An 18,714-nucleotide genomic window follows, 5' to 3' on the forward strand; every position below is an offset into this window, starting at 1 on the left:
CGCGATAAGCCAGGGGTCGGGAGCCCGGCCCGAACCACCAGACCACAGAAACGAAAACGGCTGCCCTGAGGCAGCCGTTTTCTTATCGCGTTTGGCTATCAGCCACGCAGGGCGGCGATGCGCTGCTCGATGGGCGGGTGGCTCATGAACAGCTCGCTCACGGAGCGCTTGCCGTTGATGCCAAAGGCCATCATGGCCCCTTCCATCTGCGGCTCGGCACCACGGGAGAGGCGCTGCAGCGCGGCAATCATCTTGTCGCGACCGGCCAGCTTGGCGGCACCGGCGTCGGCGCGGAACTCACGCTGACGGCTGAACCACATGACGATCATGGAGGCCAGCACGCCGAACAGCATCTCCAGCACGAACACGGTGATCATGTAGGCGAAGCCACCGGAGCTGCTGCTCTCTTCGCTGTTGTTGGAGCTGAAGAAGTTGCTGATGACGCCGGCCACGATGCGGGCGAAGAACATCACGAAGGTGTTCACCACCCCCTGGATCAGGGTCAGGGTGACCATGTCACCGTTGGCCACGTGGCTCACCTCGTGGGCCAGCACGGCCTCCGCCTCGTCACGGCTCATGCTGTAGAGCAGGCCGGAGGAGACGGCCACCAGCGAATCGTCGCGGCGGGCACCGGTGGCGAAGGCGTTCATCTCGGGGGAGTCGTAGATCCCCACTTCCGGCATCTTGATGCCGGCCTCGCGGGCCTGACGGGCCACGGTGCTCACCAGCCAGTGTTCTGTCTCGTTACGGGGTTGCTCGATGACCTGGACACCATAGCTGCGCTTGGCCATCCACTTGGACATCAGCAAGGAGATAAAGGAACCCCCAAAACCGAACACGGCGCAGAACACCAACAGACCGGAAATACTGGACTTGTTGATCCCCAGAACCGAGAACAGGATATTGAGTACCACCCCCAGCACCAGCATGACGGCCAGGTTGGTCACCAGGAATAGCATAATTCGCTTCATATTGACTCCTTGTGAGATATAGACGCACGGTCCGGGCCGATCCATTGTCGGCCCAATACCACACCAGCTCCAGATAATAGATAGATCCGATGAATGTTTGCTGAATGTCAGCCTCAGAGCAGGGGTGAAATATCCAGGCACCCTCGCAGATCCGCCTCGAGTGGATTGTTTACAAAGGGTATTTCACCCAAAAACGGCGCCGGCAGCAAGCCCCTCAGGGTCTCCAGATTCTCCTGATAATGACTCATGCCGTCGCTCAGCCGGTTGATCACCCAGCCGGCGATCGGCAGGTCCATGTGGCGAATGGCGGCGAAGGTGAGCAGCGCGTGGTTGAGGCAACCGAGCTTGGCCCCCACCACCACTATCACCGGCAGGTTCTCCTGCTTGACCCAGTCCGACAGCAGGTGGTTTCTGTCCAGAGGCAGGAACCAGCCCCCCGCCCCCTCGACGATCACCAGCTCGGCCCCGGCCTGCTCTATCTCTCGCAGGCCCGCCGACAGGCCGCTCAGGCTGATGGTCTCGCCCACTTCCCGCGCGGCTATATGGGGCGCGATTGGGGGTTCGAAGGCGAAGGGGTTGACCCGCTCATAGGGCAGCGCCAGGCTGGCGGCCTGCTGCAGCAATAGAGCATCCTGGTTGCGCAGCCCCTCGGCGGTGCGGGCGCAACCCGCCGAGACGGGCTTGTAACCGGCGCAGCGAATCCCCTGAGCGGCGAACTCCCGCAACAGGGTGCGGGCGACCAGCGTCTTGCCCACGTCGGTGTCGGTGCCGGTGATGAAAAATGATTTGACCATGATGACTCCTCAACGCACATCGGGTGACGCCAGACTGGCGCCCCCGCGTAGCCATGCTCTCAACAGGGGTGGCAGGTCCTGGCCTGTCCACCCACGCGTTATTTATTCGGGCGCAGGCGGTACGCCTGCGGCTCTGTCCCCGGCGAGATCCGTGGGACGGGTGGCTTAGCTGCGGATCACGCGCCCGAGGCAGACCTGGTAGCTGGCGGCCAGCAGGCCGTCCGGCTGACGGTGGCGCTCATAGGCCTGGCTCAGGCGCTGCAGGCGCTGGCGGTTGCCGAGCCCGGGTCGACGCCCGTCGTTGATCTGGCTGGCGCCTATCCCCTTGAGATCCCGCAGCAGGCCGTTGAGCTCCGGGTAGGCGAGCGACCAGGTCAGGCACTCCAGCGCGGGGGCGCCGAAGCCCCCGGCGGCGATGGCGTGCTGCAATTGTGACAAGCTGAGGAAGCGATTGACATGGGCAGCGCCGTCAACCGTGCGCCAGGCCTCACGCAATTGCCAGAGCGAATCCGCGAGCAGGGTGGAGAACAGCAGTTGGCCACCGGGCTTGAGCACCCGGTGCAGCTCGGCGAACGCCTGGGCCGGTCGCTCGCACCACTGCAGGGCCAGGCTGGAGAAGACCCAGTCCAGGCTCTGATCGGCGAAGGGTAGCCGCTCCGCATCGCCACACAGCAGCTGGGCCCCGCTGCCGCGCAGGGCCGCCTGTTGCAGCATGCCGGGGGCGAGATCCAGCCCGTGCAGCCGCCGGCAACGGCCGGCCAGCTGGGGCAGGAAGAAGCCGGTGCCGCAGCCGAGATCCAGCCCAGCTTCGGGCAGCGCCGAGCCGTCCGGCATCCTGGCCAGCAAGGCCTGCCCCACCTCCTGCTGGAACTGGGCATGGGCGTCGTATCGGTGGGCCGCGGCGCCGAAACGGCGCGCCAGCTGCACCTTGTCGACCCGCTGGAAGGCGTCATGCATGCTTGGCCTCCCCTTGCTCTTGCATTGGTTCAATCCCGGCCTGACCCAGGCCGTCCAGCAGGCGATCGATCTCCTGCTCGCTATGGGCGGCACTCAGGGTGATGCGCAGCCGCGCCGTGCCCGCCGGCACAGTCGGTGGCCGGATGGCACCGACCCAGAGGCCAGCCCCGCGCAGCCGCTCGGCCAGTTGCAGGGCCGCCCGGCTCTCTCCCACCAGCAGTGGCTGGATCGGGGTCTCGCTCGCCCCGAGCGTCCAGCCGAGCTGATCGGCGCCCTGTCGGAAGCGCCGGATCAGCTGTTGCAGATGGGCGCGCGCCTCATCGGCGCCCCGCACCAGCGCTATGCTCTTGGCTACGGCACAAGCCTGGGCGGCGGGCATGTGGGTGCTGTAGACATAGGGACGGGCGAAGTTGACCAGGTACTCCACCAACTCGCGGCTGCCGCCGACGAAGGCCCCTGCCACCCCGAGCGCCTTGCCGAAGGTGCCCATCTGGATGTGTACGGCGGCAGGCGCCACCCCCTGGGCCGCCAGGGTACCGCGCCCCTCTGGCCCCAGCACGCCGAGGCCGTGGGCGTCGTCGATCATCAGCCAGTTGCGGCTCCGGGCGGCCAGCTCGCTCAGCTCGCGCCAGGGCCCCTGATCCCCGTCCATGCTGAACACCCCTTCCGAGACGATCAAGCCCCGGTTTGGTTCGAGTTGACGCTCGAGAGCGGCCATATCGTTGTGGCCGAAGCGCTTCATCCTGCAGGGCAGCTGGCTGCCCATCTCCTGCAAGGAGGCGTGGTTGAGCCTGTCCTGCCACAGCAGGTGATCCTTGCCGAGCAGCGCCTTGAGCACCGCCTGGTTGGCCGAGAAGCCACAGTTGAACAGCAACACCGCCTCCAGCCCCAGCCAGTCGGCGATCTGCTCCTCCAGCGCCTGATGGGCCCGGCTGTAGCCGGTCACCAGCGGCGAGGCGCCGGCGCCGGCCCCATGGCGATCGATCCCCTCCTTGAACGCCTGCTTGATGGCGGCATTAGCCCCCAGCCCCAAATAGTCGTTGGCCGAGAAGTTGAGATAGTCCTGACCGCCGACCCGCAGCCGGGCGCCGCTGCCGCCCTCGGTCGGGGTACGGCACCGGCGCAGGGCCTCGCGCTCGCGGGCGGCCAGCGCCTCACCCAGCGCGAAGGGGCCCCGCGCCGCAGAGGTGAGCACGGCACTCATGAGGATTCGGCGGCAGATTGTGTTGCGCGGGACGGCGCCGTGCGGGTGGCGTCATAGAACAGATCGTCGACCCCGGGGGCGCGCCTCGCCTGGGCCAGCAACTCGGCCTCCAGCTCCTCGGTCTGCACCGCATCCGGCTTCTGGGGGCGCTGGGCGGGACGAATGCCGAGCCGCTTGAACAGCTGCATGTCGCTGTTTTCATCCGGGTTCGGCGTGGTCAGCAGCTTACAGCCATAAAAAATCGAATTCGCCCCCGCCATAAAGCAGAGGGCCTGCATCTGCTCGTTCATCTTCTCCCGTCCCGCCGAGAGGCGCACGTGGGAGCTCGGCATCATGATCCGCGCCACGGCGATGGTGCGGATAAATTCGAACGAATCGAGGTTTTCCTCGTTCTCCAGCGGGGTGCCCTTCACCTTGACCAGCATGTTGATGGGCACGCTCTCCGGGTGGCGCGGCAGGTTGGCGAGCGCGATCAGCAAGCCCGCTCTATCCCGCGCCTGCTCCCCCATGCCGACGATGCCGCCGGAGCACACCTTCATGCCGGCGCCACGCACGTGCTCCAGGGTGTCGAGCCTGTCCTGATAGGTGCGGGTGGTGATGATGTCACCGTAGAACTCGGGGGAAGTGTCGAGGTTGTGGTTGTAGTAGTCGAGCCCGGCGGCGCCGAGGCGGGAGGCCTGCTCCGCGGTCAGCATCCCTAGCGTCATGCAGGTCTCCATGCCGAGGCCGCGCACCCCCTCGATCATCTGCAGTATGTAGGGCATGTCCCGCTCCCTGGGGTTGCGCCAGGCGGCCCCCATGCAGAAGCGGGACGAGCCGTTGGCCCTGGCCTCGCGGGCCCGCTCCAGCACCTTTTCCACTTCCATCAGCCGCTCGGCCTCGAGTCCGGTATGATAGCGGGCGCTCTGGGGGCAATACTTGCAATCCTCCGGGCAGGCGCCGGTCTTGATGGAGAGCAGGGTGCTCACCTGCACCTCGTTGGGATCGAAATGGGCGCGATGAATGGTCTGGGCCTGGAACAGCAGATCGTTGAACGGCAGGGCAAACAGCGCCTGGACCTCGTCGTGAGTCCAGTCGTGACGCAGGGCTGAGGCGCCCGTCGAGAGAGCATGCATGGGGATGGCTTCCTGTGATGAAGGGGATCCGCCGGTCCGCATCCTTGCCGGGCAGACCGCCAAACCCGCCACCGGCCGCCCTCGTCAATGCAACGGGAGGGCCAAGCCAAGTGGCTGAAATTGTTGGCTAGTGTAGAGAGCGCGCGTAGACTGTCAACACCGACCAGATCAAATTAATTGACAATAGAACACAAAATGACCAATCAAGAATTCGACCTGCACCACATCTGGCACCCCTATACCTCCCTCACCCAGCCCCTGCCCTGCTACGAGGTGGCCAGCGCCAAGGGCGTGACCCTCACCCTGAGCGACGGCCGCGAGCTGGTGGATGGCATGAGCTCCTGGTGGGCCTGCGTGCACGGCTATCAGGTGCCGGAACTGGATGCGGCGGCCCATGCCCAGCTCGGCAAGATGGCCCACGTCATGTTCGGCGGCCTGACCCATGCACCCGCCGTCGAGCTGTGTCGCAAGCTGGTGGAGATCACCCCGGCTGGGCTGGATCGGGTCTTCCTGGCCGACTCCGGCTCGGTGGCGGTGGAGGTGGCGCTCAAGATGGCCCAGCAGTACTGGCACGCGAAGGATCAGCCGCGCACCAAGTTTGTCTCCCTGCGCGGCGGCTATCACGGCGACACCTTCGGCGCCATGAGCGTCACCGATCCCGATGGCGGCATGCACGAGCTCTACTGGGGCTTCCTGCCGGAGCAGCTGTTCGCCCCAGCGCCCGATTGCCGCTTCCACGCCCAGTGGGACGAAAACTGCGTGGTGGAGCTCGCCAGCCTGGTGGCGGATCGCCACGAGGAGATCGCCGCCATCGTGCTCGAGCCCATAGTGCAGGGGGCGGGCGGCATGCGCTTCTATCACCCCCGCTACCTGCAGTGGGTGCGCGCCCTGTGCGACGAGTTCGGCATCCTGCTCATCGCCGACGAGATCGCCACCGGTTTCGGCCGCACCGGCCAGCTGTTTGCCTGTGACTGGGCGGGCATCAGCCCCGACATAATGTGCCTGGGCAAGGCGCTCACCGGCGGCTACATGACGCTCTCCGCCACCCTCACCACGGAGCGGGTGGCCCACACCATCTGCGATGGCAAGGCCGGCGTCTTCATGCACGGCCCCACCTTCATGGCCAATCCGCTGGCCTGTGCGGTCGCCAATGCCTCCATCGAGCTGCTGCTGGCTTCCCCCTGGCAGGAGCGGGTGCAGGCCATCGAGCATCAACTCAGGACCGAGCTGGTACAGCTCACCCTCAACCCAGCAGTGGCCGATGTGCGGGTGCTCGGCGCCATCGGGGTGGTGGAGATGAAGGAGCGGGTGGACGTGGCGCGCATCCAGCGCAAGTTTGTCGAGCTGGGGGCCTGGATCCGGCCCTTTGGCAAGCTCATCTACCTGATGCCTCCCTTCGTCATCAGCCCGGCGCAGCTGAGCGTGCTGACCAGGGCCATCGGGCAGGCCATCCACGACGGCGAGTTCTGATCCGTCACAACAGGCCCCGCTCGATCGGACGGGGTCTTTTGAATCTTTTTCATCAGAATGTGAGCAACTCATCAAAAACCTGCGCACGAGAAGGGTAGACTGCGCGGGTTTTACCCAACAGATGTACCGTTCCCATGCGCCTCTCCATCGCTGCCAAAATCAATTTCTTCCTGCTGTTCATCTTCTCCATGGTGCTGGTGTTCTCCGCCGCCTATCAGGCGGTGCGCGAGCGTGACCTCATCCTCTCCCTCATCAAGGAGCAGAGCCACGAGCAGACCGAGGCCTATTTTGACAGCCTCAACATGCTGATGCTGACCGGCAAGATGGACGCCCGCGATACCCTGCGCCACAAGTTCATGGAGCACGCCCACGTGGAGGATGCCCGCATAGTGCGCGGGGCGCCGGTCAACAAGCAGTACGGGCCGGGCCGCGAGAGCGAGGCACCCAAGGACAGGTTCGATGCGCTGGCGCTGGCGGGCAAGGGCAGCCTGGAGGTGGTGCATAACGACATGCACAGCCGGCTGGTGGTGACCCGCCCGCTGTTGGCGAAGAAAGATTTTCGCGGCACCGACTGCACCAGCTGCCATCAGGTGCCGGAGAACACCGTGCTGGGGGCGGTGCGCTTCGACTACTCCCTCGACAGCCTGTTCACCCGGGTCGAGCAGAACATCCTCACCTCGGCGCTCAGCCTCACCGTCATCTTCGGGCTGGGCCTGCTGCTGACCCTCTGGGCCATCCGCACCTGGATAGTGCGCCCGCTCAACCAGCTGACCCGCTCCATGGAGGAGGCCACCGATCTGCATGAGTTCGGTCATCGGCTGGAAGGGGATGAGGGGGACGAGATAGGCCGCGTCGCGCTGGCCTACAACCAGATGCTCGACAGCGTGGAGCGCCAGCTCGGCAAGCGCCCGGCGCCCCATCCGGAGCAGGACGAGCAGAAGCGCGGCTGATCCGCGCACCGGCCAGGCAGCTTGGCTATCTATAAGGAGCGGCACCATGAGGCCGCCCCGGCAGAGGATCCGCCAGCCCTCAACCCCCAGTCATCTCATCTGCACCCTGTTTCGCGCCTGCACTCTCCACCCCCAACCAGATGGCCCCATCCGGCCTTCACCCTGCCGAAAAGCCCGCAAACGCCCGCAAACGCCCGCAAACGCCCGACATTTTTGCTTGTTTATCAAACCCGCGCGGGTAAGATTGACGGCTTAGTCTGCCAGGGTGGGCCATTCATGCCCGGGCCAGACCCCTAGTGTTGCAAATAGCGCTGCAAGAACAAGCTGGAGACAATATTTCGATGACGCACGCATCCGTAGTAGATGTGCTGACCGGTAAGTATGCGGTTGGCACCACCCAGACAGTCAAAGGGTGGATCCGGACCCGCCGCGATTCCAAGGCGGGGATCTCATTTTTGGCCATATCCGATGGTTCCGGTTTCCATCCGGTACAGGCCGTCGTTCCCAATACCCTGGCCAATTACGAGGATGAAGTGCTGCGTCTGACCACCGCCTGCTCCGTGGAAGTGACCGGTGTGGTAGTGGCTTCCCAGGGCAGCGGCCAGGCCTTCGAGCTGCAAGCCTCCGAGGTCAAGGTAGTGGGCTGGGTCGAAGATCCGGACACCTACCCCATGTCCGCCAAGCGTCACAGCATCGAGTTCCTGCGTGAGCAGGCTCACCTGCGCGCCCGTACCAACGTGGTCGGCGCCGTGACCCGGGTACGCAACTGCCTGGCCCAGGCCATTCACCGCTTCTTCCACGAAGAAGGCTACCTGTGGATCGCCGCCCCGCTCATCACCGCCTCCGACACCGAAGGCGCTGGCGAGATGTTCCGCGTCTCCACCCTGGATCTGGAAAACCTGCCGCGCACCCCGGCCGGCAAGGTCGACTACGACAAGGACTTCTTCGGCAAGGAGACCTTCCTGACCGTCTCCGGTCAGCTCAACGTCGAGACCTATGCCTGCGCCCTGTCCAAGGTCTACACCTTCGGCCCGACCTTCCGCGCCGAAAACTCCAACACCAGCCGCCACCTGGCCGAGTTCTGGATGGTAGAGCCGGAAGTAGCCTTCGCCGATCTGGAAGATAACGCCGCCCTGGCCGAAGCCATGCTGAAGTACGTCTTCAACGCCGTCCTGGCCGAACGCCGCGACGATCTGGAGTTCTTCGCCCAGCACGTCGACAAGGATGCCATCGGCCGTCTCGAGCGCTTCGTCGCCTCCGATTTCGCCCAGATCGACTACACCGACGCCATCGAAGTGCTGAAAAACTGCGGCAAGACCTTCGAGTTCCCGGTCTCCTGGGGCATCGATCTCTCCTCCGAGCACGAGCGCTACCTGGCCGAGGAGCACTTCAAGTCCCCTGTGGTGGTGAAGAACTACCCGAAAGACATCAAGGCCTTCTACATGCGCCTCAACGACGACGGCAAGACCGTCGCCGCCATGGACGTGCTGGCCCCGGGGATCGGCGAGATCATCGGTGGTGCCCAGCGTGAGGAACGCCTCGAGGTGCTCGATCAGCGCATGGCCGAGATGGGCCTGAACAAGGAAGACTACTGGTGGTATCGCGACCTGCGTCGCTACGGCACAGTGCCCCACTCCGGTTTCGGCCTCGGCTTCGAGCGCCTGGTGGTCTATGTGACCGGCATGGGCAACGTCCGCGACGTCATCCCCTTCCCGCGCACCCCTCGCACCGCCGAGTTCTAATCGCGGACAGCACACGAATCGCAAAAAGCCGACCCTTGGGTCGGCTTTTTTGTTCTTTGCTGTCGCCCTGCGTCTGTCACGCCAGGCTGACCACCACCTTGCCCTTTGCGCGACCGGTCGCCAGATAGGCGAGCGCCTCGTCAATCTGTTCAAACGGAAAGACCTTGTCGATCACGGGCCTGAGCTTGCCCCCGTCGAGCAGCGCGGCAATCCGGGTCAGCTGGGCACCATCCGGGCGCACGAACATCATGCCGTAGGTGACACCCCGTCGCCGGGCAAGACGGTGGATCTTCCAGCTCATCAGGCCAAACAGGGCGGTCATGATGACATTCATGTTTCTCGCCCGCGCAAAGGCCGCATCCGGCGGGCCGACCAGCGACAGGAGCCGCCCCCCCGGCCGGAGGATCGACAGTGACCGCTCGATCGCGTCTCCCCGCAAGGTCCCCAGCACCAGATCGTACCCCTGCAATAGCGCATCGAACTCCTGCCGTCTGTAGTCGACCACCACCTCGGCCCCCAACCGCCCTACCCACTCGACGTTCGCCGTGCTGGTGGTGGTCGCGATGAAGGCCCCCAGGTGCCTGGCAAGCTGGATGGCAAAGGAGCCTATGCCGCCGGAACCCGCGGGAATGAACACTCTCTGACCAGGCGCGAGTGAGGCCTGCTCGGTGAAGGCCTGCCAGGCCGTCAGCGCCACCATGGGAATGGACGCCGCCTGAACGAAGTCGAGGCTGGCCGGTTTGAGGGCCGCCGCGTGTTCGGGCACCACAACCCATTGCGCCAGGGCGCCGCGCCCCAGATCGAAGAGGCTGGCATAGACGGCATCCCCCGGCCTAAACCGCGTCACCCGGCTGCCGACCTCCACCACCACACCGGCCAGATCGCTGCCGAGCACGGCGGGCAGCTCAAACTTGAGCAGGGGTTTGAAAGTGCCTCGCGGGATCATGTTGTCGATGGGATTGAGGCCGACGGCATGCACCTTGACCAGGATCTCGTCCGGCCCCATGGTCGGGTGCGGCAGTTCCGCGAACCTGGGTCGTGCCGAGCGACCATAGTGTTTGAACACAAAGGCTTTCATCATCTTGTTACCAGAAAGCATGAGGTGACCGAACCAGGCAAACCGCCCTGTCCCACACAGGGCAGCGGCACAGGTCAGGCACGCCTCATCGCGAGGATAAAAGAGGCGGTCTGGAGAGAGAATTGCGGGTTGGGCGTGGCGCCGTCCCCAGCAGACCACCGGTCTTGTTGCCGGGATCAGCGGCCCTGAGGCGCAACCTGATAACGTTCGGCGGCATGGGCCTGCCGAAGGTCGGAGAGCAGCGCCTTGCGCGCGCCATCGAGCTCATCCCAGCGACTGGCCTCATGCAGCGGCGGTATGGTGACCACTTCCCGGCGATCGAAACCGACCAGGGCCGCGTCCACCAGCTCCTCCACCGCCATCAACTCCGGCAAGCTGTCGGGATCGATGCCGGAGCGTGCCCAGATCTCGGTGCGCGTGCCAGCGGGCAGCACCGCCTGCACATAGACCCCGGCAGGAGCGAGCTCCAGGCTCATCCCCTGGGAGAGGAACAGCACGAAGGCCTTGGTCGCGCCATAGAGCGTCATGCCAAATTCGGGCGCGAGCCCGACCACGGAGCCGATGTTCACGATGCTCCCCTCCCCGGCTTGCACCAGCCGTGGGGCTATGGCGGCCGCCAGGCGAGCCAGTGCCGTGGTGTTCAGGGTCACCAGTTGCTCGACGCTGCCGGCGGTCTGGGCGAGGAAGTGGCCCACCTGACCCGCCCCTGCGTTGTTGATCAGGATACCGATGCTGGCATCATCCCGTAGCCGGGCCTCCACGGCGGCCAGCTCCCGGGATTGGGTGAGGTCGGCGGGCAGGATGTCGACGGCGACGCCGTACGCCTGGCGCAGGCGGCCGGCCAGCGCCGTCAGCCGCGCCTCGTCGCGGGCGACGAGCACCAGATCGTGGCCGCGCCGGGCGAAGCGGTCGGCATAGGTGGCGCCAATGCCACTGGAGGCGCCGGTGATAAGCACTCTGGGTTTAATGGTCATGATGTCGTTCTCTCTGTGATCGTTTTGAACTGGGCTGGATACAGTGCCAGGCACTCAACGGCCGATGGCGCTGTGTCGACAGGGGGACCTGCTATGACGCCCCCTGCCGATGTACGTTTACTCGCCGGCACCCGCCAGGGCCGGGTAATCGATGTAGCCCTCGGCGCCGCCGCCATAGAGGGTCTCGGGTTTCAATGTGGCGAGCGGGGCGCCCTGCTGCAGGCGCTCGACCAGATCCGGATTGCTGATAAAGGGGCGGCCGAAGGCAAACAGGTCCGCCTTGCCCTGGGCCAGAGCACTGCTGGCCAGCGTCAGGTCATAGCCGTTATTGGCCAGATAGCTCTGCTTGAAGCGCCGACGCAGGGAGGCGAAGTCGAAAGGGGCGACATCCCGGGGGCCACCTGTGGCGCCCTCTATCACGTGCAGGTAGACGACCCCCAGCGCGCTGAGCCGCTCGACAAGATAGTCGTACTGCGGCTGGGGATTGCTGCAGGAGATGCCATTGGCCGGAGAGACGGGGGAGATCCGGACCCCGGTGCGATCGGCCCCTATCTCCTCGGCCACGGCGGCGGTGACCTCGAGCAGCAGCCGCGCGCGGTTCTCGATGGAGCCGCCATAGCCGTCGGTACGCAGGTTGGCCCCATCCTTGAGGAACTGCTCCAGCAGATAGCCGTTGGCACCGTGGATCTCGACCCCGTCGAAGCCAGCCGCCATGGCGTTGGCAGCCGCCTGACGAAAATCGTCGATGATGCCGGGGAGCTCCTCCAGCGCCAATGCCCGGGGCATAGACACCTCGACGAAGTCATTGTTGACGAAGGTCTTGGTCTGGGCCCGAAGGGCCGAGGGGGCCACCGGCGCCACCCCATCGGGTTGCAGCGCGACGTGGGAGACGCGGCCGACGTGCCACAGCTGCACGAAGATCCGGCCTCCCCTGGCATGCACCGCATCGGTCACCTTGCGCCACCCCGCAATCTGCGCCGCCGTGTAGAGGCCGGGAGTGTCCTGGTAGCCTTGCGCCTGGGCCGAGACCTGGGTCGCCTCGGCGATCAGCAGACCCGCCGTGGCCCGCTGGCTGTAATAGGTGGCGGCATGCTCGCTCGGGACCAGGCCGGGGCCGGCACGGTTGCGGGTGAGTGGCGCCATCACGATGCGGTTGGCGAGGGTGATGGGGCCAAGGGTATAGGCCTCGAAGAGTCTCTTGTCTGTCATGGCGTGCCTCTGTCATGTGGAACATGGGTCTGGGGAGGAAGGTAGTCCGTATCCCGACATAGCGCCGCCATGATCAGGGGCTGCAAGCGTCAATCGAGTGTCACGGCGCTCAACCCCTTCCCGGGGTCTGCGCATTAAAGATGACGATCATAATCTTTTCAGTCAAGGATTTTGATGATGACCAACATCAATGTATAGTGATCACCACTTCCATGATTCAGAGGACGACCGGGTATGAGGGTCACCAAGGCACAGGCTCAGGCAAACCGGGCACACATAGTCGCCACCGCAGCCAAGCTGTTTCGCGAGCGGGGTTACGATGGCGTGGGGGTGGCGGATCTGATGGCGGCGGCCGGCTTCACTCACGGCGGTTTCTACAAGCACTTCCCCGCCAAGGCGGATCTGATGGCAGAGGCCGCGACCTGCGGGTTTGAACAGAGCCTGGAGAAAACCAGTCCCCTCGATGCCCCCGAGTTTGTCAGGCACTACCTGTCCAGAGAGCACCGCGATGCCCCTGGGGATGGCTGCATCATGGCCGCACTGTGCGCCGATGCGGCGCGGCAGCCGGCCCAGGTCAAAACCGCCTTCGAGGCCGGTATCGAAGAGATGCTGGCCCGCACCTGTGGCCTGAGCGACACGCCGGATGCGCAGGACACCCGGGCCCGTCGCGCCAAGGGGATAGCGCTGATGGCACAGATGATAGGGGCCATCATGCTGTCACGGGCCTGTCCGGATGAGTCGCCACTGGCCGATGAGATCCTGGATGCCTGCAGCGCAGCCCTCTTGTCCCGGCTCTCCTCATCCGAAGAGGCGGCCACCGCCGAGTCAAACCAGGACACTTGAGCCGACCAGCCGGACTCATTGCCAGGCTCGCAGGCCAGCCCCGGCCTGTGACGCCCCTTCATCGTCCCCTGCCGACTCCTGACAGGGGCGACCCCTGCATCTCATCCTGATCCTCGAATAAATCCCCCCCTCTTCCCCTGCCTGCCACGCTCCCGAACGCCCCTGTTCAAGGGCATATCCATAGTTTTTATGCACTTAAATCGGAAAAGGGTCTGTTATTGAACCACCTCAATTTTTTACCTCTTTAGGGAGGGCAGAATACCCACTAACCCCTTAGGGCTAAATAACAACGCGAATGGCGGACCCAGGGTCCGACGCAGAGATGGATTAATCACACGAGGTAATGGAATGATCTTGATGGAGTTTTTTGTGGTACTCGGCTGCTTGCTGCTGGGTACCCGCTTTGGGGGCATGGGACTGGGTCTCATCAGCGGCATAGGTCTGTTCCTGCTGACCTTCGTGTTCGGGCTGACCCCGGGTGAGCCACCGGTGCAGGTGATGCTGACCATACTGGCGGTGATCGGCTGCGCCGCCACCCTGCAGACCGCGGGCGGCCTCAACCTGATGATGCAGATTGCCGAGCGCCTGCTGCGCCGTCACCCGCAATACATCACCATTCTGGCGCCGCTCACCACCTGGACCCTCACCTTCCTGTGCGGTACCGGTCACGTGGTCTACACCATGTTCCCCATCATCGCCGACATAGCGCTGCAGAAGAACATCCGTCCCGAGCGGCCGATGGCGGTCGCCTCCGTCGCCTCCCAGATGGCCATCTGCGCCTCCCCGGTCTCGGTGGCCGTGGTCTCCATGGTCTCCATCCTGGCGGCCGGTCACGGCATAGGTCAGGCCTACGGCCTGCTGGACATCCTGATGATCGCCATCCCCTCCTCCCTGACCGGCGTGATCATGGCGGCCCTGTGGAGCCTGCGTCGCGGCAAGGATCTGGACCAGGACCAGGAGTTCCAGGCCAAGATCAAGGATCCTGAGCAACGCGCCTTCATCTATGGCGGCGGCGAGACCCTGCTCAACACCAAGTTCCCGAAAGAAGCCTACTGGTCGACCTGGATCTTCTTCGCCGCCATCGCCGCCGTGGTGGTGCTGGGGGCCAACGAAGGGCTGAGACCCGTGTTCGAGATCAAGGGCAAGGCTGGCCCGCTCTCCATGAACCTGGTGATCCAGATGATGATGCTGATCGCCGGCGCCATCATACTGATGCGCTGCAAGGTCAAGCCGGGTGACATCTCCAACGGTGCGGTGTTCAAGGCCGGCATGGTCGCCATCTTCTCCGTGTTCGGGGTCGCCTGGATGAGTGAGACCTTCTTCCAGGCTCACATGCCGCTGCTCAAGGAGTCGCTGGCCCACGTGGTACAGGCCCAACCCTGGACCTACGCCCTGGTGCTGTTCCTCATCTCCAAGCTGGTGAACAGCCAGGCCGCCGCCCTGACCGCCATCGCCCCCATGGGCCTGGCGCTGGGGGTGGAGCCGAAGCTGCTGATCGCCTTCCTGCCGGCCAGCTACGGCTACTTCGTGCTGCCGACCTACCCGAGCGATCTGGCCTGTATCGGTTTCGACCGCTCCGGCACCACCCGCATCGGCAAGTTCATCATCAACCACAGCTTCATCATTCCGGGGCTGATCGGGGTCAGCAGCTCCTGCGCCCTGGGCTATGTGCTGACCACCATCTTGCTGTAATACCAACGGCGTTCGACACGCTCTTGCCTGACAGGCCCCCGCATGGGGGCCTGTTCTTTTCTCCCTCCTTCTCTCTCCCGCGGCGATTTCCCGCCGCTGCGGCTTTGCCAAGGGCTCGCCAGCTGGGTAGCATGTCCCCTCTTTCACCGTTGGAATCAAACCCATGTCTCGCGTCATCGCACTCTGGAGTGGCGGCAAAGATGCCATGCTGGCGCTCTGTCATGCCCGTGAACAGGGGCATCAGGTGGTCGCGCTGGTGACCTTTGCCCCACCCGAGCCCCGTTTTCTGGCCCATCCGCTGGCCCTGGTACGCCGTCAGGCGCAGGCTCTCGGTCTACCTCACCGGCTGGTCACCATAGAGGCGCCCTTCGAGCAGGGCTATGAGACGGCGCTGGCCCGGCTACGACAGGAGTGGGCCCTCGATGGGGTGGTGACCGGTGACATCGACAGCGTGGGGGGCGCCAGCAACTGGATCCGCGAGCGCTGCCGCCCGCTCGGGTTGACCGTGCACACCCCGCTCTGGCAGCAATCCCGCGCGGCGCTGCTGGCCGGCATGCTGGCGCGCGGCATAGTCGCCCACCTCTCCTGCGTCGATACCCGCACCCTGGCCCCAGACTGGGTGGGCCGTTCGTTGAACGCAGCCAGCCTGGCCGAGCTGAAGGCACTGGCCGACGCCCAGGGCTTCGATCTCTGCGGCGAGCAGGGGGAGTATCACAGCATGGTGACCGACGGCCCCGGCTTCGCGGCCCCCTTGCGGCTGGCAGGCTGGCGGGTGGCGCATCAGGATCATCTGGCCTATCTGACCGAAGAGGAGCCATTGCCCGCAGAGCGGCCATAAAAAACGGGAGGCACTGGCCTCCCGTTCCGTTCCGATCCCGCCCCTGAGGGCGCCTAGTTCGCCAGCCGGCTCAGCACCCGCTGCAGCAGCCGAATGCGTGGCTCTATGCTGTCGAGCAGCAGGAATTCGGCCTCGGAGTGGAAGCCGCCCCCCATGGGGCCGAAGCCATCCAGCGACGGCACCCCGGCGGCGGCGGTGAAGTTCGCGTCCGAGCCGCCCCCCGCCTCCAGCCAGTTGAAGGCAATGCCCTCCTCCTGCGCCGCCGACTCCACCAGCGCCATCAGGGCCTCGGTGTCGCCGTTGGGGCGCATTGCCGGCTTGAAGCTCTGGCGATCCACCTCGACCCGGCAACCGGCCAGGAAGGGGTTGTTGGCCATGAAGCCGAGCCTGTCGTGCACCGCGGCGGCCTCCTCGTTGCTCCAGAAGCGCAAGTCGACGATCGCCTCGGCGAAGTCCGGTACCACGTTGACGCCGGTGCCCCCCTGCACCACCCCCACGTTCATGGTGGTGCCTGTCTCCATGTTGACCTGCTCGTTGATGGCCAGCACCCAATTAGCGAGCTCTGTGATGGCGGAGACCCCCTCCGCCAGGGCGGAGCCCGCGTGGGAGGCCTTGCCGTGGAAGCGGATGCGGTACTTGGCATTGCCCTTGCGCGCGCTGATCAGATCCCCGCTCGGGCGGGCCGCCTCGGCCACCAGCACGCAGCCGCTCTGCTTGGCCTTGGCTACCAGCCAATCCCTGGACCAGGGGGAGCCAATCTCCTCGTCGCAGTTGCAGCAGACCAGCACCCGGAGCTTGGCCAGCACCGCCGGATCCAGCCCCTTCAGGGCATACCAGAGGGAGAGCAGGCCGCTCTTCATGTCGGAAACGCCGGGGCCGAAGGCCTGATTGCCCTCCACCTTCAGCGGCCGCCTGGCGGCGGTCCCCTCCGGAAACACGGTATCCATGTGGCCGATCAGCATCACGTCGTAGCGATCGGCGCCCGGCGCATTGGTTGCCTCGAGGCAGGGGCCGCACTCGGCGGCAAACTGGTGGCGCACCACCTGCCAGCCGATGGCTTCATACTTTTCGGTCATGATGTCGGCCACCGTCGCCACCCCGGCCGGGGTGCGGGTGCCGCAGTCCAGGTTGATGAGCGGGGCCAACTCGGCCAGGTAGGTCTCGAGGGAAAACGGAGTCTTCAGGTCAGTCATCATCTTCTCCATGCCAGCCTTGCCACCCTTGGTGCAGGCCGGTCAACAACAGGATGAGAGCGGGCAGCCAGGCCGCCCGCTCCGCCATCACATAAACAGCAGGTAGTTGAGCGCCAGCGCCGTCACCAGTGCCCCCGCCATGGGCACGCTGGTGCGCTTGACCACCACGAAGGGGGAGACCCTGGCGATGCCGGCACAGGCGATCAGCACGGCGGCGATGGGGGACACCGAGCGCCCTATGCTGGAGGCCAGTTGCATCGGCAGCAGCATGGTGACCGCGGGGACCCCGAACTTGGCCGCCACCGCGGGCGCCAGGGTGGAGAAGCTGAGGAAGGCCGCGTTGCCGGAGCCCATGATGACCGCCGCCACCATGATGAGCCCCACCATCACCAGGGTCATCAGCCCGCTGCCGATCCCCGCGTTGGCGGCGGAGTGCAGCAGGGTGTCGATGGCCCCTATGGCCTTGAGGGACTCGGCGAACAGCTCGGCGCAGACGATCAGCGCCACCACCGGGCCGAACACCTTGCCCATGCCGTCGAGGAAACTCGACAGCCCGGCCATGGCGGTGCGCGCCGAGCGGCTACGCAGCAGCTCGCACAGCATGCCGATGAACACCGACAGCAGCATGGCCACCTCGACGCTCATCTTGATGTCGCCCACCAGCAGCTTGGAGAAGGTCATCATCAGCACGAAGGGGATGATGGGCAGCAAGGCATACCAGGTCGGCGCCTTCAGCTCATCCGCCCCCTGCTCGTCGAGCTCGGCATGATCGCCGCGATGCAGGGCCGGATCCCAGCCATCCTGCCGATCGCAATGCCGCTGCCAGAAGAAGTGCAGCACCATGGTCACCAGCAGCATGGGGGCCACCAGCCAGATCTGGTAGTCGACGAAGTAGCTGGTCGGATCCAGGCCGGACTGACCGGCGGAGAAGATGGCGTTGGTCTGGGTCGGGCCTATCTCGAACGCCTGGGAGGTGGCGATCACCCCGCAGGCGGAGGCCGGGCTGATGCCGAGGTTGCGCATCACGGGGTACATGGTGACCATCAGCAACAGGCCGAGGCCGGTGGCCGAGGTGACGAACAGCGACACGAAGACCGCCACCAGATAGCAGATCGCCAGCATCAGGTAGCTGGAGCCGATGCCCGCCACCGGCTTGACCGCCACCCGCACCAGCGCCTGGGAGGCGCCGATGTGGGACATGTAGGTGGCAAAGCCCGCCACCGCCATGATGGTGAGGCCGAGCCCCGCCGCCCGGTAGGAGAAGATCCCCTTGAACACCTCGAACAGGTCGAACAGGGCGAACCCCGTGCTCTTGTCCGCGGGCAATATGGGATGCAGCCCCAGCCAGTACGCCAGGGTGAAGAGGGTCATCCCCGCCAGGGCCAGTACCGCCTGGGGGTTGTAATCCTTGACGATGCCGTAGACCACGGCCGCCAGCACAAGCAAGACGAATATGAGTTCCAAAATGCGCTCCTGATAGGATTATCGAAGTGCGAAATCTAGTGGCGATGTCCCGTCTTCCCCTTGATCCCCATCAATAAAGATGATTTGAACGCTCATTCACAGCACGAAACTCCATATAAATCACAAAAAGCAGCCTTTAAATCCAAATAAAAACCATTAGAATCCCATTGCAGGGCCCCCAGGCCAACAACCTCCACTTTTTTTGCTTTGGATCAACGCC

The 18,714-nt window shown here is 64.9% G+C and carries 16 protein-coding genes; 6 read left to right on the top strand and 10 right to left on the bottom strand.

The window, feature by feature from the left end; genetic code table 11:
* Positions 1-98 precede the first annotated feature (98 nt).
* The 5 genes from htpX to bioB all read right to left on the bottom strand — a co-directional run bounded on the left by htpX (position 99) and on the right by bioB (position 5,041).
* Positions 99-971: a protease HtpX gene (htpX, locus tag KW825_RS07430; RefSeq protein WP_042651327.1), complete on the bottom strand. Its 873-nt coding sequence runs from the start codon at positions 969-971 to the stop codon at positions 99-101.
* Between the two features lie 113 nt (positions 972-1,084).
* Entirely contained in the window at positions 1,085-1,765 is a 681-nt protein-coding gene (bioD, locus tag KW825_RS07435; protein ID WP_218290074.1) for a dethiobiotin synthase, read from the bottom strand.
* A 165-nt stretch (positions 1,766-1,930) separates the two neighbouring features.
* Positions 1,931-2,722 carry a malonyl-ACP O-methyltransferase BioC gene (gene bioC / locus KW825_RS07440; protein ID WP_218328801.1) on the bottom strand — a complete coding sequence of 264 codons (792 nt, stop codon included), beginning with the start codon at positions 2,720-2,722 and terminating at the stop codon, positions 1,931-1,933.
* Complete coding sequence (gene bioF / locus KW825_RS07445) at positions 2,715-3,926, bottom strand: 8-amino-7-oxononanoate synthase (RefSeq protein WP_256353800.1); 1,212 nt, start codon at positions 3,924-3,926, stop codon at positions 2,715-2,717. The genes bioC and bioF overlap by 8 nt, the downstream gene beginning before the upstream one ends.
* Positions 3,923-5,041, bottom strand: a complete 1,119-nt coding sequence (gene bioB, locus KW825_RS07450; protein WP_218328802.1) for a biotin synthase BioB — start codon at positions 5,039-5,041, stop codon at positions 3,923-3,925. The genes bioF and bioB overlap by 4 nt, the downstream gene beginning before the upstream one ends.
* Before the next feature lie 195 nt (positions 5,042-5,236).
* On the opposite strand from bioB, the gene bioA reads away from it, so the two are divergent.
* The 3 genes from bioA to asnS all read left to right on the top strand — a co-directional run bounded on the left by bioA (position 5,237) and on the right by asnS (position 9,203).
* On the top strand, positions 5,237-6,511 hold the full coding sequence (gene bioA, locus KW825_RS07455; protein ID WP_218328803.1) for an adenosylmethionine--8-amino-7-oxononanoate transaminase: 1,275 nt from the start codon (positions 5,237-5,239) through the stop codon (positions 6,509-6,511).
* A gap of 134 nt (positions 6,512-6,645) precedes the next feature.
* Positions 6,646-7,461, top strand: a complete 816-nt coding sequence (locus tag KW825_RS07460; RefSeq protein WP_042651321.1) for a HAMP domain-containing protein — start codon at positions 6,646-6,648, stop codon at positions 7,459-7,461.
* A 341-nt stretch (positions 7,462-7,802) separates the two neighbouring features.
* Positions 7,803-9,203 (top strand): asparagine--tRNA ligase, encoded by a 1,401-nt coding sequence (gene asnS, locus KW825_RS07465; protein ID WP_042651320.1) that lies wholly within the window; start codon positions 7,803-7,805, stop codon positions 9,201-9,203.
* A 76-nt stretch (positions 9,204-9,279) separates the two neighbouring features.
* Here asnS and KW825_RS07470 read toward each other — a convergent pair whose 3' ends face one another.
* From KW825_RS07470 to KW825_RS07480, 3 genes are all read right to left on the bottom strand, one after another.
* Positions 9,280-10,284, bottom strand: coding sequence for an NADP-dependent oxidoreductase (locus KW825_RS07470; protein WP_256353801.1), 1,005 nt, complete (start codon positions 10,282-10,284; stop codon positions 9,280-9,282).
* Between the two features lie 173 nt (positions 10,285-10,457).
* Positions 10,458-11,255, bottom strand: coding sequence for an SDR family oxidoreductase (locus KW825_RS07475; RefSeq protein ID WP_218328804.1), 798 nt, complete (start codon positions 11,253-11,255; stop codon positions 10,458-10,460).
* Between the two features lie 117 nt (positions 11,256-11,372).
* Entirely contained in the window at positions 11,373-12,464 is a 1,092-nt protein-coding gene (locus tag KW825_RS07480) for an alkene reductase (protein WP_218328805.1), read from the bottom strand.
* Between the two features lie 234 nt (positions 12,465-12,698).
* Between KW825_RS07480 and KW825_RS07485 the strand changes: the two genes are divergently transcribed.
* The 3 genes from KW825_RS07485 (at position 12,699) to KW825_RS07495 (ending at position 15,837) form a co-directional block, all read left to right on the top strand.
* Positions 12,699-13,307: a TetR/AcrR family transcriptional regulator gene (locus tag KW825_RS07485; protein ID WP_218328806.1), complete on the top strand. Its 609-nt coding sequence runs from the start codon at positions 12,699-12,701 to the stop codon at positions 13,305-13,307.
* A 348-nt stretch (positions 13,308-13,655) separates the two neighbouring features.
* Positions 13,656-14,999, top strand: coding sequence for an anaerobic C4-dicarboxylate transporter (locus tag KW825_RS07490; protein WP_042651319.1), 1,344 nt, complete (start codon positions 13,656-13,658; stop codon positions 14,997-14,999).
* Between the two features lie 163 nt (positions 15,000-15,162).
* Positions 15,163-15,837, top strand: a complete 675-nt coding sequence (locus KW825_RS07495; protein WP_218328807.1) for an adenine nucleotide alpha hydrolase — start codon at positions 15,163-15,165, stop codon at positions 15,835-15,837.
* Between the two features lie 53 nt (positions 15,838-15,890).
* Here KW825_RS07495 and KW825_RS07500 read toward each other — a convergent pair whose 3' ends face one another.
* Complete coding sequence (locus tag KW825_RS07500; RefSeq protein WP_218328808.1) at positions 15,891-17,030, bottom strand: M20 family metallopeptidase; 1,140 nt, start codon at positions 17,028-17,030, stop codon at positions 15,891-15,893.
* Positions 17,031-17,117: 87 nt separating this feature from the next.
* Complete coding sequence (gene dcuC / locus KW825_RS07505) at positions 17,118-18,494, bottom strand: C4-dicarboxylate transporter DcuC (RefSeq protein ID WP_218328809.1); 1,377 nt, start codon at positions 18,492-18,494, stop codon at positions 17,118-17,120.
* Positions 18,495-18,714 lie beyond the last annotated feature (220 nt).

The sequence above is a fragment of the Aeromonas sp. sif2433 genome (assembly GCF_019218705.1).
Classification (GTDB): domain Bacteria; phylum Pseudomonadota; class Gammaproteobacteria; order Enterobacterales; family Aeromonadaceae; genus Aeromonas; species Aeromonas encheleia.

Coding starts and splice junctions, on each gene's coding strand:
- htpX (WP_042651327.1), bottom strand. CDS start 971: ATGAAGCGAATTATGCTATTCCTGGTGACCAACCTGGCCGTCATGCTG.
- bioD (WP_218290074.1), bottom strand. CDS start 1,765: ATGGTCAAATCATTTTTCATCACCGGCACCGACACCGACGTGGGCAAG.
- bioC (WP_218328801.1), bottom strand. CDS start 2,722: ATGCATGACGCCTTCCAGCGGGTCGACAAGGTGCAGCTGGCGCGCCGT.
- bioF (WP_256353800.1), bottom strand. CDS start 3,926: ATGAGTGCCGTGCTCACCTCTGCGGCGCGGGGCCCCTTCGCGCTGGGT.
- bioB (WP_218328802.1), bottom strand. CDS start 5,041: ATGCATGCTCTCTCGACGGGCGCCTCAGCCCTGCGTCACGACTGGACT.
- bioA (WP_218328803.1), top strand. CDS start 5,237: ATGACCAATCAAGAATTCGACCTGCACCACATCTGGCACCCCTATACC.
- KW825_RS07460 (WP_042651321.1), top strand. CDS start 6,646: ATGCGCCTCTCCATCGCTGCCAAAATCAATTTCTTCCTGCTGTTCATC.
- asnS (WP_042651320.1), top strand. CDS start 7,803: ATGACGCACGCATCCGTAGTAGATGTGCTGACCGGTAAGTATGCGGTT.
- KW825_RS07470 (WP_256353801.1), bottom strand. CDS start 10,284: ATGATGAAAGCCTTTGTGTTCAAACACTATGGTCGCTCGGCACGACCC.
- KW825_RS07475 (WP_218328804.1), bottom strand. CDS start 11,255: ATGACCATTAAACCCAGAGTGCTTATCACCGGCGCCTCCAGTGGCATT.
- KW825_RS07480 (WP_218328805.1), bottom strand. CDS start 12,464: ATGACAGACAAGAGACTCTTCGAGGCCTATACCCTTGGCCCCATCACC.
- KW825_RS07485 (WP_218328806.1), top strand. CDS start 12,699: ATGAGGGTCACCAAGGCACAGGCTCAGGCAAACCGGGCACACATAGTC.
- KW825_RS07490 (WP_042651319.1), top strand. CDS start 13,656: ATGATCTTGATGGAGTTTTTTGTGGTACTCGGCTGCTTGCTGCTGGGT.
- KW825_RS07495 (WP_218328807.1), top strand. CDS start 15,163: ATGTCTCGCGTCATCGCACTCTGGAGTGGCGGCAAAGATGCCATGCTG.
- KW825_RS07500 (WP_218328808.1), bottom strand. CDS start 17,030: ATGACTGACCTGAAGACTCCGTTTTCCCTCGAGACCTACCTGGCCGAG.